At 50.5% G+C, this 16,236-nt stretch carries 15 protein-coding genes and 1 tRNA gene; 9 read left to right on the plus strand and 7 right to left on the minus strand.

Annotated elements, in window-relative coordinates:
* Window positions 1-59: 59 nt before the first annotated feature.
* Complete coding sequence (locus ACAW87_RS12070) at window positions 60-797, plus strand: class I SAM-dependent methyltransferase (RefSeq protein WP_370723649.1); 738 nt, start codon at window positions 60-62, stop codon at window positions 795-797.
* A gap of 67 nt (window positions 798-864) precedes the next feature.
* On the opposite strand, the gene gnd is transcribed toward ACAW87_RS12070, so the two are convergent.
* Window positions 865-2,316: an NADP-dependent phosphogluconate dehydrogenase gene (gnd, locus tag ACAW87_RS12075; RefSeq protein ID WP_370723650.1), complete on the minus strand. Its 1,452-nt coding sequence runs from the start codon at window positions 2,314-2,316 to the stop codon at window positions 865-867.
* A gap of 184 nt (window positions 2,317-2,500) precedes the next feature.
* On the opposite strand from gnd, the gene ACAW87_RS12080 reads away from it, so the two are divergent.
* Window positions 2,501-3,457, plus strand: coding sequence for a YihY/virulence factor BrkB family protein (locus ACAW87_RS12080; RefSeq protein WP_370723651.1), 957 nt, complete (start codon window positions 2,501-2,503; stop codon window positions 3,455-3,457).
* Window positions 3,458-3,481: 24 nt separating this feature from the next.
* Here ACAW87_RS12080 and ACAW87_RS12085 read toward each other — a convergent pair whose 3' ends face one another.
* Together ACAW87_RS12085 and ACAW87_RS12090 are read right to left on the minus strand one after the other, a co-directional pair.
* A complete protein-coding gene (locus tag ACAW87_RS12085) occupies window positions 3,482-4,387 on the minus strand; it encodes a S66 peptidase family protein (RefSeq protein WP_370723652.1) in 906 nt (301 codons plus the stop codon).
* A gap of 23 nt (window positions 4,388-4,410) precedes the next feature.
* Window positions 4,411-5,475, minus strand: a complete 1,065-nt coding sequence (locus tag ACAW87_RS12090) for an ion channel (RefSeq protein ID WP_370723653.1) — start codon at window positions 5,473-5,475, stop codon at window positions 4,411-4,413.
* A gap of 228 nt (window positions 5,476-5,703) precedes the next feature.
* On the opposite strand from ACAW87_RS12090, the gene ACAW87_RS12095 reads away from it, so the two are divergent.
* Window positions 5,704-8,376, plus strand: a complete 2,673-nt coding sequence (locus ACAW87_RS12095; RefSeq protein ID WP_370723654.1) for a DUF5686 and carboxypeptidase regulatory-like domain-containing protein — start codon at window positions 5,704-5,706, stop codon at window positions 8,374-8,376.
* 155 nt (window positions 8,377-8,531) lie between these two features.
* Here the strand turns inward: ACAW87_RS12095 and ACAW87_RS12100 are convergent.
* Together ACAW87_RS12100 and folP are read right to left on the minus strand one after the other, a co-directional pair.
* Window positions 8,532-8,604 (minus strand) — tRNA-Lys (locus ACAW87_RS12100).
* Window positions 8,605-8,681: 77 nt separating this feature from the next.
* Window positions 8,682-9,548, minus strand: a complete 867-nt coding sequence (gene folP, locus ACAW87_RS12105) for a dihydropteroate synthase (protein ID WP_370723655.1) — start codon at window positions 9,546-9,548, stop codon at window positions 8,682-8,684.
* Between the two features lie 108 nt (window positions 9,549-9,656).
* Here folP and ACAW87_RS12110 point away from each other — a divergent pair, with 108 nt between their 5' ends.
* From ACAW87_RS12110 to ACAW87_RS12135, 6 genes are read left to right on the plus strand one after another with little or no spacing between them, the layout of a single operon-like run.
* Window positions 9,657-10,202: a DUF1599 domain-containing protein gene (locus tag ACAW87_RS12110; protein ID WP_370723914.1), complete on the plus strand. Its 546-nt coding sequence runs from the start codon at window positions 9,657-9,659 to the stop codon at window positions 10,200-10,202.
* A 32-nt stretch (window positions 10,203-10,234) separates the two neighbouring features.
* The gene (locus ACAW87_RS12115; RefSeq protein ID WP_370723656.1) at window positions 10,235-11,380 is read left to right on the plus strand and encodes a BT_3928 family protein; all 1,146 of its coding nucleotides are present in this window, start codon (window positions 10,235-10,237) and stop codon (window positions 11,378-11,380) included.
* Window positions 11,377-11,901: a shikimate kinase gene (locus tag ACAW87_RS12120; RefSeq protein WP_370723657.1), complete on the plus strand. Its 525-nt coding sequence runs from the start codon at window positions 11,377-11,379 to the stop codon at window positions 11,899-11,901. The genes ACAW87_RS12115 and ACAW87_RS12120 overlap by 4 nt, the downstream gene beginning before the upstream one ends.
* A gap of 52 nt (window positions 11,902-11,953) precedes the next feature.
* Window positions 11,954-12,955, plus strand: coding sequence for a glycosyltransferase family 2 protein (locus ACAW87_RS12125; protein WP_370723658.1), 1,002 nt, complete (start codon window positions 11,954-11,956; stop codon window positions 12,953-12,955).
* Window positions 12,910-13,716 (plus strand): polysaccharide deacetylase family protein, encoded by an 807-nt coding sequence (locus ACAW87_RS12130; protein WP_370723659.1) that lies wholly within the window; start codon window positions 12,910-12,912, stop codon window positions 13,714-13,716. Before ACAW87_RS12125 ends, ACAW87_RS12130 begins: the two co-directional genes overlap by 46 nt.
* A gap of 47 nt (window positions 13,717-13,763) precedes the next feature.
* Entirely contained in the window at window positions 13,764-14,909 is a 1,146-nt protein-coding gene (locus ACAW87_RS12135; protein ID WP_370723660.1) for a glycosyltransferase family 87 protein, read from the plus strand.
* Here ACAW87_RS12135 and ACAW87_RS12140 read toward each other — a convergent pair.
* Both ACAW87_RS12140 and ACAW87_RS12145 read right to left on the minus strand, forming a co-directional pair.
* Window positions 14,852-15,172, minus strand: a complete 321-nt coding sequence (locus ACAW87_RS12140) for a DciA family protein (protein ID WP_370723661.1) — start codon at window positions 15,170-15,172, stop codon at window positions 14,852-14,854. The two genes, ACAW87_RS12135 and ACAW87_RS12140, sit on opposite strands and share 58 nt — an antisense overlap.
* Before the next feature lie 44 nt (window positions 15,173-15,216).
* On the minus strand, window positions 15,217-16,074 hold the full coding sequence (locus tag ACAW87_RS12145) for a hypothetical protein (protein WP_370723662.1): 858 nt from the start codon (window positions 16,072-16,074) through the stop codon (window positions 15,217-15,219).
* Between the last annotated feature and the right edge of the window lie 162 nt (window positions 16,075-16,236).

Here is a 16,236-nt window from a genome sequence, read left to right on the forward strand (position 1 = left end):
TTTGCCACGCACCCAGTAATGGCTGGTGTATCAACGTGTTACAACTGAATCCCCCTTCTATGTCGACCAATTACAATGCCATCGCGAAAGAGTATCAGGCCTCCAAGATGCTGCCCTGGCGAAAACACGTGGAATCGCACACTTTTTTCCAGATGGCGGGTGATCTGACCGATTTGGATGTACTCGATTTGGCCTGTGGTGAAGGATTTTATACCCGACAGATCAAGTTGAGAGGAGCAACCGACGTGATTGGCGTAGATATTTCGGAGGAAATGATCCGGCTGGCCAGAGAAGCAGAGACGCAAAATCCGATGAATGTAGTCTATCTCTGCCAGAATGCGCTTTCACTTAATCTGGATCGAAAATTTGACCTCATCACGGCGACGTACCTGCTCAACTACGCTCAGAATGAGTCTGAACTCTACCAGATGGGGCAGGTGATTGCCAATCACCTAAAACCCGGCGGACGTTTTGTCACGATCAACAGTAATCCCGATTATCAGGCCACCGTTGAGGCTATGTTTCCGTATGGGTTTACCCGCGAAAACCAGAGTCGGGCAGAAGGAGCCGAGATTACCTGGCGCTTTTACCAGCCCGACGCCTCTCACATTGCTGTCACTAATTACCACCTGCACAAGTCTACGCACGAGACGGTACTAAGCCGGGCAGGGCTATCTCAGATTCAGTGGCATTCGGTGAAAGCGTCTCCCGAAGGCATTGAGGCCCACGAGGAGGGATACTGGGAAGCAATCGTAAACGGCCAGCCAATCATTGGCCTATCAGCCGTAAAGCCGTAAAACAGGAATTGACACCCCTACTTTACGGCTTTACGTACCTGAATTTTAACCGATAATTATCAGAAAACTAAGGCTGAACCGATGCTTCGCCCTGCCACTCGGCATGGAATACACCCGTTTGCCCGATGCGCTCGAACGTGTGTGCACCAAAATAATCGCGCTGTGCCTGAATCAGGTTCGACGGCATGTTGGCGCTACAAAAGGCATCAAAGTAACTTACCGACGTAGCAAACGTAGGCACGGCAATACCAGCCGAAATGGCAGTACTCACCACAGTACGAATACCGGGCAGTGTTTCATCAATAATGGCTTTTACTTCAGGAGCCAGCAGCAGATGCTCCAGCGTGGGGTCATTATCGTATGCGCTCAGCATCGTTTCCAGGAAAGCAGCCCGGATAATGCAACCACCGCGCCAGATTCGGGTGATGTTACCTAAATTCAGTTCGTATCCAAACTCGGCCGAGGCCGATACCAGCAGGTGCATTCCCTGGGCGTAGGTAGTGATCATCGAGAAGAAAAACGCTTCTTCCAGACTGGCCAGAAACGCCTCTTTATCAACGGGTAATGCGGGTTGCTCATCACCATACATCGAAGCCGCTTTCACCCGTAATGCCTTGTATTTCGACAGATCACGCATTGAAACCGAACTGTCGATAGCGGGCACCGGCGTCGATAAGTCCATGGCAACTTGTGAGGTCCATTTGCCGGTCCCTTTCGATTTTGCCTCATCCTTGATCTCATCCAGCAGGTACGTAGATGAACCGGGCTCTTTATAGCCAAAAATATCACTGGTCACTTCCATCAGGAACGACTGCAAACGGCCGGCGTTCCATTCCTGGAAAACAGCGTGCATGGCTTTGGTATCCATTTTCAGCCCCTTGCGCATAATTTCATACGTTTCGGCCAGCAGTTGCATCACGGCGTATTCGATGCCGTTGTGCACCATCTTCACAAAGTGACCGGCCGATCCGGGCCCGATGTAGGTGACGCACGGCTCGCCATTCACTTTAGCAGATACCGCGTCGAGTACCGGTTTCACAAACTGATACGCTTCTTTATCGCCGCCGGGCATCATACTTGGGCCGTTACGCGCTCCTTCTTCTCCGCCTGAGATACCCATTCCGAAGAAGTGATAGCCTTTCTCTTCCAGGTCGAGCGCCCGACGAGTGGTATCGGTGAAGTGCGAATTTCCCCCATCAATGATGATATCTCCTTTGTCGAGCAACGGAATCAGTTCGGCAATCACACTATCGACGATCTTGCCGGCAGGTACCAGCATCATAATGGCACGAGGACTTTTGAGGCTCTTTACAAATGGCTCAATATCGACAAATCCCTGCAATACAGCGCCCGGAATAGTGGCTCCCTCCTCTTTAAGGGCTACCGACTGAGCCGGATTTTTGTCGTATCCCGATACGGCGAAACCCTCTTCGGCCATATTGAGGAGCAGGTTGCGGCCCATAGTACCGAGCCCGATCATGCCAAATGTAAATTGGGCAGTGGATGATTCTGTAGTCATAGTATACTGATAATGTTGGTATTGAATCGTCAACAGCAAGGTGCTTATTAACTATAACCCATCCCTTACGCAGATGTTACCGGCAAAGTTGAGCAACGCCCCCCAATATCGGGCATGAAATTGTCAATTCAGATATATATGAGGCAGAATACGACGAGCGACGCGGCCAAACAAAAGAAAACCAATGCACAAGCGGTTCGGTTTACAACGTACCCATTCCACTAACGCCTTGAAAAAACTTGGTCTATTTCTGGTTCTGTTTCAGCAGGCCTTCGCCAATCTGAAAAACAATGACCCGATTCGGATGGCGGCAGCCACTGCTTTCTTTTCCTTTTTCGCCCTGCCCCCCAGCATTATCATCGTAAGTCAGGTGCTGAGTGTGCTTTTCAACGATGCACAACCCGCCGTGAGTGGCCGGCTATTTCGGCAATTATCCGAACTATTAGGGGCCCGTAGTGCCAATCAGCTACAGGATATCTCCAAGCATCTTGAACCACAAAAAGCCGATGGATGGCTCACGTTTGTCAGCATCGCCATCCTTCTCATAGCGTCTACAACCTTGTTTCAGGTTATAAAAAACTCACTGAACCAGCTCTGGAACGTCAAAATGAAAGACAATCAGTCGTCTATCCTTTTTGTTAGAAACCGGGGCATTGCCCTCGCCATCATCATCGCCTCCGGCTTTTTATTCACCGCTTCACTGGCGGTGGGCCGGTTGCTACCCACTCCCACCGAACCCTCGCCGCTACTGTACGTCGTGGTGCTGTCGATAGGCCGCTATGCTACCTCGGTGGTAACACTGACGTGCTGGTTTGCGTTGCTCTTCAAATATTTGCCCGATGTTCGGGTACGTTGGGTAGCCGTTTGGGTAGGCTCGCTGGTTACGGCCGTGCTATTCACTATGGGCGAAGGGGTACTCACCCTCCTGCTGACCGATCAGCAAATGCAGGCTGTTCACGGGCGATCGGGGGCCATCACCCTGGTGCTGCTCATGGTATTTTATTGCTCGCTGATTTTCTACTACGGCGCAGCCTTTACCCGGCAGTTTGCACTTTGGGCTGAGTTGGCCGCCGTTCCCGCCGATAACGCGATCGGCTATGAAATCACCGAGGTCGACGCATCTGACAATACTGTTCAGTAACTACAACCTACAGGCAATAATTAGTTAGAAAGTGAGTATACTTCCGGCCGAATCGACAGCTAACGTACCTGACATACCAACTGGTATAGCCAGATTACGGCCTTCGTGCCCGATGGGCATACCGAACGCAACCGGGTACGTATACATTGAAACGGCTTCGGCAATGATCTGATCAGCCGTTTTCCCCCAGGGCGTAGTGAGGTTATCCCGCATATCGGAAAACGTACCTACGAGCAGACCAGCCAGATTGGCTAGTTTGCCCGACCGTCGCAGTTGAATCATCATCCGGTCGAGCGAAAAAACGGTTTCGTCAATGTCTTCAATAAACAGCAGCTTTCCGGCCCAGTCAACCTCCGACGACGTACCCAGCGTGTGCAGCAGCATCGACAGGTTTCCTCCCGTCAACGTACCTGCCGCTCCTCCCTCCCGATTGAGCGGATTCGGTTTCGCAGTGTAGGGGGCTACGGTTTCGCCAAACAGCCACTGCCGAAGCGACTCCACATCATCGTCGACCCCATCGAGCCGAAACTGACGGGGCATAATGGCATGCAAACTGGCTACGCCCAACTGCTGTACGTGACTGAGCAACACGGTAATATCGCTGAAACCAACCAGCCATTTAGGGTTGGTAAGCAACGGCGAAAAGTCAAGTTTTTCAACAAGACGGTACGATCCGTATCCCCCTCGGGCGGCAAAAATGGCCCGGACAGATGGGTCATTAATCGCGTTCTGTAAATCGGCCAGGCGTTGCGCATCGGTTCCGGCAAAAGCACCGGTGCTGGCTTGCAGGTGTGCCCCTTCCAACACGGTTAACTGCCAATTGTGGCGCAACAAGTTAAAAGCAGCCTGCAGGTCATCATACGGAAACGGACTGGCAGGAGCCACGATAACCACGGTATCGCCGGGCTGTAAATAGGGTGGAATTTGCATGTGCATGGCGATGGATGAATCGCTCAATTGAGTTCGGCAGGAATGGTTTCGTCCAGTTGGTCGAGATCAACCAGGGTGGCCCGACTATTCAGCAGGGTGCCAGTAAACATGGGTTTGAACTTTTGGCCCCAGCGAATTTCGTCGAAACGATACGAATAACGGCTATGTACGGCCTGATTGAACGTGTCTTCGACGCCCCGGAACAGAATCAGAAACTCGGTATCAGATTCAGCCAATTGCTCGGCGGTATATCCGTACAGTGGACTATCTACGGTGATGGGATGCACCACGGTCCAGTTGGCGGGGAAAAAGCTCACCTTGCTCCGCTCTAGTTTAAGCGGATAGTAGCGCCGGTAAAGCGAACCGTCTGCTTTTGTATCCAGACGCGACAACGATACCTCAATTTCAACGTCGATGAGTTGGTTGGTACGTTGGTTGATAATCCGAAACATCCAGCCGTTAATGTCCAGATAAGGGGCGAATACGGAAGCGGTGGAATAACGAATACTGGCTACCGGCCGCGAAAAACGACCATACATCAAACCCGTAGCCATGGCAAAGAGCAGTAAACCAAACATAGACTCGATAGCGGCCAGGGTACTTGTCCAGTAGCCCATTGGGCTGATGTGACCGTAGCCTACCGTGGTCAGCGTTTGCGAACTGAAAAAGAAAGCCCCCATAAACCGGCCAAGCGGTGTGTTTGGCGTCACTTTATCCAGGCCCGTCAGGTTTTCGTAGCCCAGTTGGCCATACAATGTGGCGAAAAGCGTATTCGACGAGATATAAAACGTAAAAACCAGACCCAGAAACTTGGGCCAGGGCATAGTAATCAGCGTGTGATACAGATTCACCCGGTTCCAGAAACCCTGATGCACCCGAACCACGTTGAAACTACCGTCTTTGTTGACCAGCCGCGACGAAGCATCGTTGATTTTGGTCCCGAAACCCAGGTCTTCCCGTTTTTCTTCCTGTTCAACGAGCGAACTATTGCCCCGACGCTGATCGGCCAGACGCTGCTTCATCGACCGATTTTCGGCCTGGCTCAGCAAGGAATTCCGATCTGTATCCCCTGTATCTTTCGTAGTCATTTGTGCAGAGATTCGTCTGTAGTACAAATCTGCCCGTTGTTTGATTCACGACATTATTCTGACGCGGTACAACGTTTACCCTCAGGAAAGCATCTATACCACCAATTACTCATCATCATAAAATCTGCCTTTAAACCTAATTGGCCCGGCTTTATCCAAAAGCAGCGTACCCAGTCGCGTATATTACTTTCTTTGTTATTCCCTGTTATCTACTTAGCCATTCAGCGTATGTTTCGTCTTCTATCCTTACTCAGTCTACTGATCAGTATGTTGCTGATTGGTCTTACCCCCTCTTCGGCACAGGGCATCCGGGGCCTCGTAAAGTCGAATACAGGCGAAGTGATGTCGTTCGCTACCATTGCTGCCAAAGGCACCACGCTGGGTACCATTGCCAACGAAGAAGGCCAGTATGAACTGGCGCTGAAACCCGGCCAATACGAGATTATCTTTCAGTTTCTAGGCTTTAAAGCCGAGGCGAGAGCAGTCACGATTACCAATGACTTTCAGGAGCTTAACGTGACTATGACCCAGCAGTCAATTACGCTTCAGGACGTGAAGATTGGTAAGAATACCGAAGACCCGGCGGTGAGCATTATGCGGCGGGCCATTGCCAAAGCCAAATACCACCAGTTGCAGGTGCAGCGATTTACGGCCAGGGTCTACACCAAATCATCGGTCACGGTACACAAATTGCCCATGACGTTTCTGTATCAGAAGCAACTGAAAGAGGCCGAGAAAGAAGCCAATTTCAAAGTGGGCCGGCCGATGCTGAACGAAACAGTGGCCGAGGTCGATTTCCGGTTGCCCAACACCGTCAAGCAGCGCATCATTGCCAACCGGAATTCAACCGGTGATTTTGTTCAGGTATCCAATTACTACAATGCGAACCTGTATACGCCCAAACTACTAGGTGCTGTGTCGCCGCTGGCTCCCAATGCCTTCGGGTATTACAAGTTCGAGTATGAAGGTACGTTCCACGAACAGGGCGTCGACGTCTCCAAAATAAAAGTTATTCCCCGGCAGTTTGGCGATGGCGTGATGCGGGGAACCATATACATCATCGAAAATTCATGGGCTATCTATAGGGCGCAACTGGAAACGCGCAACGAGTTGGGCTTCAGCATTATATCAAAAATCGTCTGCAGCCCGATAAAAAACGTCTGGATGCCTGTCAACCAGCAATTCGACATCAAAGGGGCATTTATGGGAGCCACGTTCTCGGCCCTGTTGGTGCGTAACCAGACGTTCCGCGACTTCACCATTAACCCCGGCTTTGTCGACGATGTAAAAGTGGTCGATGAACGGTTTAATCCCCCCGCCCGCACTCTGAGCAAGAACGACGTGAAAACGCAGACATTTGCCGACGCTGTGGCGAAGCAGAAGGAGTTTTCGACCAAGAACATGAAGCAACTCGTGAAAGAATACGAGAAGCAGGAATACAAGGCCCGGAAAGAACGGAAAGAAGATGTAGCCGTCGTCAGAAACGATTCGACGGTGATTGATACGCTGGCAAAAAAACGCAGTAACGCCTTTTGGGATTCGCTACGAACCGTGCCGCTGACGCAGGTAGAGAAGGTCAGCTACAAGATTGGTGACAGCCTGAAAGTGGTTCGTACGGGTGCCATTGTTCCTCAAACCGACAGCGCTAAGCGGGTGCAGGCCGCCAAGAAAAAAGCTCGGACCACCATGAACATCCTGACCGGTACGCAGGTGTGGCGCCCATCCAGAGCCACGTCGATCACGTGGGTAAGCCCGCTGGCTGGCGCTAATTTTAACACCATTGAAGGCATCACACTCGACGCCGCGCTACGGTACAGGCATCGCATAGACAGTGTGAAGCAAAATTACTGGTCGTGGTCGGGGCTGGGTCGTTACCAAACCGGTCGCCAGCAATTTATAGGATACGGAACGATTGGCTACCAGCATAAACGAACGGCAATTGACGTGTCGGGCGGGCGATTTGTGGCGCAACTGAACCCCGACAATCCGATTAGCCCTAGCCTGAACGCTCTAACAACGGTGCTGTTTGAGCGCAATTTCATGAAGCTGTTCCAGAAAGATTACGTAAAACTCGACGTATCGGCCCTCCCCATCGAAGGTCGTTTGCAACTGAGTGGTAGCCTGGAATACGCCGAACGTACCGAACTGGCTAACTACAAGGAAGGCATCAAGCCGTTGATCAACTGGAATCAGTTTCAGTACACACCCAACCGGCCTGCTACGAGTGAGGTAGGCAGTGCCGCTTTCCCGGTTCATCAGGCCATGATCCTGAACGTGAACGCATCGCTCCGGCTGGGCGAGCTACGCTACCGGATTCGTAACGGTCGCCGGATTCAGCTTCGTAACAGCGAAGCCCCGCTGCTTTCGCTCAATTACCGCAAAGGCATTTCGGGTATTGGCGGCTCCGATGTCAACTATGATTTCGCGCAGGCTACCTGGCGGCATTCGTTTGAAACGGGCATTCGCAGCCGCCTGGCCTATCAGGCAACGGCGGGTGGCTTTTTGAATAACTCGTCGGTGTTTTTTCCTGATTTCAAGCATTTTCAGGGTAACGAGTTCTTTTTCCAGCTCGGCGATCCGGTCAGTTCATTCCGCATGTTACCTTATTACCAGTACAGCACGCGCAGCCGGTTTGCGGAGGCGCATGTACTCGGTGAGTTCCGTCAGTTGCTGATTACCCAACTCACCCTGGTTAGGCTGGCTGGCCTGAAAGAAAACCTGTTTGTGCATCACCTGGCCACTCCCGCCAGCCGGGGCTACACCGAAATTGGTTACGGCCTCGACGGTCTCATTCCGGGTTTCCCCTTCTTTCGCCTCGAAGTAGTAGGCCAAGTGCAGGGCGGCAAGTACATGGGAACCGGCTTCCTGATAGGTACGTCGCTGAAGTTTGGGAGGGATTGAGGAAAAAAATGGTTCAATGTTCAATGTCTAAAGGTTCAATGTTGCGCTGCTAATCCTCTGTAATTTGGATTAGCAGCGCAACATTGAACCTTTAGACATTGAACAACAAAAAGAGGTCTGGTAGCAAATGCTACCAGACCTCTTTTTGTTACTCGTGATCCGGCTGGGATTCGAACCCAGGACCCATACATTAAAAGTGTATTGCTCTACCAGCTGAGCTACCAGATCATTCCTAAATCAATGCCCGTATTCCGGTTACTGATTTGGGACTGCAAAAGTCGGAGTTTGCTTTTGTAAACGCAAGCTTACCGGTAAACTTTTTTTAACTTTTCTGTAAGTACCACAGCTTCAACCGCTTCCCGGACGTCGTGAACCCGCAAAATGGAGGCACCGTTTAACAGAGCCGCCGTGTTGAGCACGGTTGTTCCGTTCAGCGCTTCGTCAGCGGTGACGTTCAATGTTTTCCAGATGGTTGACTTTCGCGACAGACCTACCAACACAGGTTCACTGAAAACCGTAGTCAGAGCAGTCATTTCGTGGAGCAGTTGAAAATTATGATCGGCGTTTTTAGCGAAGCCAAACCCCGGGTCAAGAATCACATCCACCGGCCTTTTTCCCGACTCGGTACAGGTACGTAGTCGCGCCAGTTGAACAGCCAGTTCGTCAATCACTTCGCGCGTTATGTGCTGGTAAGTAGCCATTGACTGCATGGTTTGGGGCGTTCCGCGCAGGTGCATCAGCACATACGGTACACCCAGATCGGCCACGGTAGCAAACATAGCCGGGTCGAGCGTGCCGCCAGCCACATCGTTGATCATCACGGCTCCCTGTTCCACCGCCAGCCGGGCCACATCGGCCCGGAAGGTATCAACTGAAATGAGCGCCTCGGGAAAGCTATCCAGAATGCCCTCAATAACGGGCAACACCCGATCAGCCTCTTCGGCCGGGCTAATAGTTGCCGCACCGGGGCGGGTAGAGTAACCACCTACATCCAGAAACGTAGCCCCTTCGTCGAGCATTCGGGCGGCTACGGCTACCTCCTGCCCCACATCCAGTCGACTTCCCTGATAGAATGAATCGGGCGTCACATTCAGGATTCCCATCACCTTAGGTTGCGTTAGATCAACCAGCCTCCCCCGGCAGTTCAACGTTTTTTGCGTAATTTTGAGCATCAAAGAAGCAGTTATCAATTATCAGTAAACAGTTATCAACGCATCTACTAACCAATTGTGATCGTTGTTATTTGTTCACTGATAACTGATAACTGATAACTGTTACTGATTTTGTCTACAGAAGCCCAATATCGGCAGGTCGTGCTGCGCTGCAAGGAGTTATTCCTGAAAAAAAATCATGACTACGGCACCGCATGGCGGATTTTACGACTGTCGAGCATTACCGATCAGATTTACATCAAAGCCCAACGTATCCGTACGCTGCAGGAAACCGGCGTCAGTAAAGTGGGCGAAGGTATCGAACCAGAGTTTGTCGGCATCCTGAATTATTGCGTCATGGCCCTGATCCAGATCGACTTAGCGTCGACCAATGATACCCGGACCGATATTCCAACTGATGAACTCGAACAGTTATATGACGCTCAGATGAGTCGTGTCATGACGCTGTTGTTTGCTAAAAATCATGATTACGGTGAAGCATGGCGGCAAATGCGCGTTTCGTCGATGACGGACCTGATTCTGATGAAATTACTGCGTACCAAGCAAATTGAAGACAATCAGGGCACTACACTCGTCTCCGAAGGCGTTGATGCCAATTACATGGACATGATTAATTATGCCGTGTTTTGCCTCATAAAGATGACTCTGGAATAAAGTTTGCAAGACAGCTTCTTTTTAACCCAACCATGAACGCAACCACACCACAGATTCCTGTGAAAACGGGTACGCCCTTTATGCTTATCATAGCCCGGATAGCGCGGGTGCTCGTCGGCCTTCTTTTCATAGCCTCTGGCCTGATCAAGATGAACGACCCCGTTGGTACGCAAATCAAGATGACGGAATATTTCGAGGTGTTCGCCGAGGATCTACCCGCTCTGGCGAGTTTATTCCACGCCTTTATTCCGTACATGCTTTATTTCTCGATATTCATGTGCGCCGCTGAAGTAGTGCTGGGTGTAGCGTTGCTGGTATCATACCGTCCCAAACTAACCACCTGGCTGCTGTTACTCCTTGTTGGTTTCTTCACCTTTCTGACCTTCTATTCGGCCTATTTCAACAAAGTTACCGACTGTGGCTGTTTTGGCGAAGCCCTGAAACTGAAGCCCTGGACTTCATTTACCAAAGATGTGGTGCTGATGGTGCTAATTCTGTTCATTATTGGTCACCGCAACCGTATGAAGTCGCGCAAGACAGGCTGGGCCGTTTTTCTGTCGTTTGTACTATCGGTTGGGCTGGGTGTTTGGGCAGTTCAATATCTGCCCCCGCTCGATATGCTGCCCTATGCCGTAGGTAAATCGATTCCAACGCAATTGAAGCCATCGGAGCCATTGCGTTTTAGCTACGTAATGACCAAAGGCGGTAAAGAATACGAGATGGAAACGTACCCCACCGACACGACCTATAAGTTTAAGGAAATGCTCACGCTGAACGAATCGGCCAAGCCCAAAATCACCGATTACCGAATTTGGAGCGACACGGAAGGCGATTTCACGGAGCAAAGTTTCCAGGGGAACAAGCTGTTCATCATCATTAAAGATCCCGCCACGATCGATGCGGGCACGGTGCCGGCCATTCGTACGCTAATCAACGACCTGAAGGGAACCAACGTAACGCCTCTACTACTCACCTCGGCCTCTGATGAAGCAGTCGACGCGTTTAAGAAAGAATTTCTGCTCGACCTGCCTGCCTACAAAGGTGACGCCACCGTGTTGAAAACCATCATGCGCGCTGACCCGGGTACGTGGCTCCTCAGCAACGGCGTGGTACGCGGCAAATGGCACAACAACCGCACACCAGACAAGGCAGAGGTATTGGAACTCGTGAACCAGTGAAAAATATTTACCTGATTGGGATGCCTTCCTCGGGCAAAAGTACGCTGGGGAAGCGGCTGGCGCGAGAACTGCACTACCACTTTGTTGATACCGACCGGCTGATAACCCGCGAGGAAGGCCGTAGCGTGGCGGCTATTTTTGAGCAGGAGGGAGAAGCGTATTTTCGCGAAGCAGAAGCCCGTGTGTTACGAAAAATTAAGCCGGGCGGCAGTTTGGTGGTGGCAACCGGAGGAGGAATGCCCTGTTTTCACGAGAATATGGCGTACATAAAAGCCACGGGCGTATCTGTATTTCTGGATGTAGCTCCCGAAGAACTGGCTCAGCGCATGATTGCCCACGCCCGGCAGTTCCCTTCTGATGCTCCTGAACGGCCACTTTTCAACGCCGAAGACAAGGAGTTGCTAGACAACCTACGGCAAAAGCACGATCATCGGCTTCCGATTTACCAGCAGGCCAATATCACAATCAGCGGCGACGCTACCGAACAGGATGTACTCAATAAACTAGGCGACTGGTTATAATGAAATACTATGTATATTTACTAGTATTTTTCTGGTATATCCGCCGGCTAAAATGGTCACTCCGCTTATCCCCAACTTAATTAGTTTAGTGATTCCTGCTTACAACGAAGAAAAAAACCTCGTTGTCTTGGTCGAACAACTACGAGCAGTGATGCAGTCGTCATTAAACAGCTACGAAATTCTCATCATCGACGATGGTAGTATAGATAATACAAAAGAGGTGCTTAAGCGGCTAAGTCACACCTTCAATGAAGTCCGTTTTATCTCTTTTTCGCGCAATTTTGGACATCAGGCTGCTCTGAGGGCAGGCTATGATCATGCTCGAGGTGATTGTGCCATTAGCCTGGATGCTGACCTGCAGCACCCGCCCGAACTCATTCCGACGCTAATAAAGAAGTGGCGCGAAGGATTCGATGTTGTATACACTACACGAACTCCCGACCCAAACTTACCCTGGTCGAAGCGCTTTACCTCACGCAATTTCTATAAATTCCTTCGCGCAACTTCTGGCCTGGAACTGGAAGAAGGAGCCGCCGATTTTCGGTTACTCGACCGAAAAGTACTCAATGTTCTGAAGCAGTTTAAGGAGACAGACCTGTTTTTACGAGGCATGATTTCGTGGATGGGTTTTCGACAGTGTCGCATTGCCTATAAGCCCGGGTCCCGCTTTGCTGGTACCACAAAGTACTCATTCAGGAAGATGTTACAACTGGCGATAATGGGCATTACTTCATTCACTTCCAAGCCATTATATCTATCTGTGGCAATGGGATTTATGATGTCTCTGTTTGCCACGCTCACCGGTCTGGAAGTTTTATACGAGTACTTTTTCACCAAGGCAACCGTCTCCGGCTGGACAACGCTTGTTGTATTAACAGTATTTATCGGTGGAGCTCAATTTATCGTCATCGGCATCATGGGCGTGTATTTAGGAAAAACGTTTGATGAAGTGAAACGACGCCCGCCTTATATCATTGGTGATACAAGCGAAATTGAAGAAGTCAGTATATGGCAATCACTCCCCCACGAAACATACTCTTCACAGTTGATGTAGAAGAATTCGATACGGCCGTTGAATATGGTCATCCTTTATCACTCAGCGAGCAAATTGCCGTATCAACCAAAGGGCTGCGCCTACTGGCCGATCGCTTCGATGCGCTTCAGGCACGTACTACCCTGTTCACAACAGCCAACTATGCGCTGCACGAAACCGAATTGATGAAACGGCTGGCTAAAAAACACGAAATAGCCTCGCACGGATACTACCATTCCACGTTTGATCCGGCCGACCTGACCACATCGAAAAAAGCATTGGAAGACTTGCTTGGCCAACCAATTCGTGGATTCCGACGAGCACGTATGGGTGAAACAAATGTTGACGATTTAGTGGCTGCCGGGTACGTATATAACTCCTCCTTACATCCAACCTTTATTCCAGGGCGGTATAATCATTGGGGAGAACCTCGGCTGCCTTTTCGAGAGAAAACCATCTGGCAAATTCCTGCCTCGGTAACACCCCGGATACGTTTACCGCTGTTCTGGTTAAGCCTGAAAAACTTTCCGTTTAGCGTTTACAAACAGCTTTGCCTTCAAACGCTTCGGGCCGATGGCTTTGTGAATCTCTATGTCCACCCCTGGGAATTCACAGATCTGGTCGAGTTCGATAAGATTCCGGCCTACGTCAAACGTCACTCCCACGATGCACTGCTCGATCGTGTGGAATCCCTTCTCAAATTTCTGAAGCAACACGGCGACTACACAACTATGGGTGAATTTACGGAGACACTATCATCGCCAAAACATCTTTTCTCGTGACAGAGTCTATACTTACCGGTCGCCTCCGCTGGCTAACACCCTTTCGTATGGCTGCATTTACGCTGGTAATTTTCACTGCCGTAGCCGCTCAAAAATACGCACTCGGGCATTTTAACAACTACCTGATGTTTGCTAAGCCATTCCATAACCTACTGATTAACAAAACGATTTACGGCCTTCATCCAGATCTATTCGAAGATAATTACAAATACAGTCCTACGTTTGCCTGGCTAATGGGGCCCTTTTACTACATGCCCAACTGGCTGGGAGTACTCTTGTGGAATTTACTAAATGCAACCATGCTGGTTGCCGGTATCTGGCACTACCTGAGTGCTTACGTTGACGCGAACCGCAAACGAGTGATTGTGCTGCTGATTGTCTTTGTAGAGGGCCTAACTACGGCCCAAAATATGCAGAGCAATAACTTTATTGCCGGTGCCCTATTGCTGGGCATTTATTTTCTCCGCAATCAGCACGTTTGGTTGGCAGCTTTCCTTTTCACGCTGTGCCTGTACATAAAGTTTTATGGAGTTGGGGCTGCCATTTTCTTTATCTTCTATCCTAAAAAGGGCGAATTTTTGCTGGCTATGGTGGTCTGGACCATTCTGTTGGGACTTGCTCCCTGGACAATGCTCCCATGGCCCAGCGTTGTAAGCGAATACACCGAATGGGGCCGTGTAGTTGTAGACAGTAAGCTGGGGGTATTAACCTCTATACCAGGCATTCTGGTAGCGTGGTTTGGTATGGCAAAAACAGACGGTAATCTGCGCATACTGGAGCTAATTGGCAGTATTCTTTTTTTAGCTCCTTTTGCGCGGTTTAGTCTATGGAAAGACAGAACTTACCAGTGCAGGATGCTAGCCTATTTCCTGCTCTTCGTCATCATCTTCAATAAAATGGCCGAGTCGCCGACCTATGTGCTAGCCGTACTAGGTGTGGCCCTGTGGTGGGTAACACTAAGTCCACCAGTGTCGACAACCGATAAGATTTTACTGGCGCTGGTCATCGTTTTTACGTCTCTATCACCGACAGATCTATTCCCAAAAGTATGGCAGAATAGCTTTTTTGTCCCCTACAGCATCAAGGCTGTTCCGTGTGTGCTGATCTGGATACGGCTGCAATATCAACTTTGGACTCAGATAAAAACCACGTCGGAGATCACTTCTGAACCTACTTCTTTATTGACCAATTGAATCACTTTCTGCTTGGCGTTGACCAGTTCGCTACGGAGTGGTGCCGACGACAGTTCGATGTATAACGTGCTTTCGCGCACGTAGAGGCGGGTGGTACGCGATGCGATAGCCTGTCCCATCATTTTGCCCCAATAGGCTTCCAGGTACGTTTCGTTGAACCTTCCCCGCAATTTATAGACCTGTAGCAACTTGTCGAACGCTTCTTTAACGGTGGTGGTACCGGGGTGGCGCGAAGTGGCGGTTACGTACTTGTTATCGGTCATATCGGGGCAAAGCGTTTGGGGAGCAAGACAAAGATAACAATGCCTTAACGTGGCGAATGGTTTAGGGCAGGAACATTTTTTTGCGCTGTACTCGACTTTCTTGTACGGGCAAATTGGTACACGTCGTCAAACTGTTTTCCGGCCGACAAGTCGGTAATAAGTCGTGGCAGAGCCGAAGGACCTACCGTGCTGAGCCAACGCGATACTTCACGGCCGGCCGTCAGATACGCCAGCATGACTCGACTGTAATCACCATAAAAGAAATCGCGGGTTGTTTCGAGCGACGATAAACCAGGCACCACCTGCGGACTGAGGCCACGCAACCCATAGGCCCGGTATCGCCATTCGGCATCGTAAGTCAGGAATCGTTCACGGGGATTGCTACTGCCGTTCGAAAATCGGTAGTCGACCATCAGGGCCAGCCCTTCGTTGAACCACTGAGGAACCTGCCGCTTGATGGTCAGCCAACCCAGACGGGCAAACAGTTCATCATGGCATAGCTCGTGGGCCATCACGTCGGGGCTGTTGCCTTCAGGTCCCAGTACCAGAAATGAGTCACCCCAAGGCATACCGAGACTGCAACCGGCACCTTCGCCACCCGAACAATACTGAGCATATTGCTCTTGCGTGGGACAGTAAATGAGAATAGCCCGCCCCTGCTGATTGCCCCAAAACTGCCGAATGCGCTTAGAGGCCACCTGCAGGTGATTCTGCAATACAGCACGTTGGCGGGGTGTGGCCTCTTCATTAATGTAGAGCGTCCGTTTCTCAATAACGGCCAACTTAAACTCAGTGGCATACCGGATAGTCAGGCACCGCCAAAGGGTTGGAAACAGAAGAATAACCCCAATTGGCAGGGCAATCAGGAGCGTAATAAACCAGCGAACAACAGACCAACGCATGCATCTCTCAACGACAAGAAGGCGCAGACAGTTTTACAATCAGAAAATTCAGTGTCGGCTACCTGACGCCAGATTTTAACCATCGGGCGAATCCCCGCGCCGTTCGTCGGGCTTAAACCTCTGTCTATCCCGCCAAATTCCGGGTCTATCCCCTTTCATTTT

The sequence above is a fragment of the Fibrella aquatica genome, from assembly GCF_041321135.1.
In the GTDB taxonomy this organism is placed as follows: Bacteria; Bacteroidota; Bacteroidia; order Cytophagales; family Spirosomataceae; genus Fibrella; species Fibrella aquatica.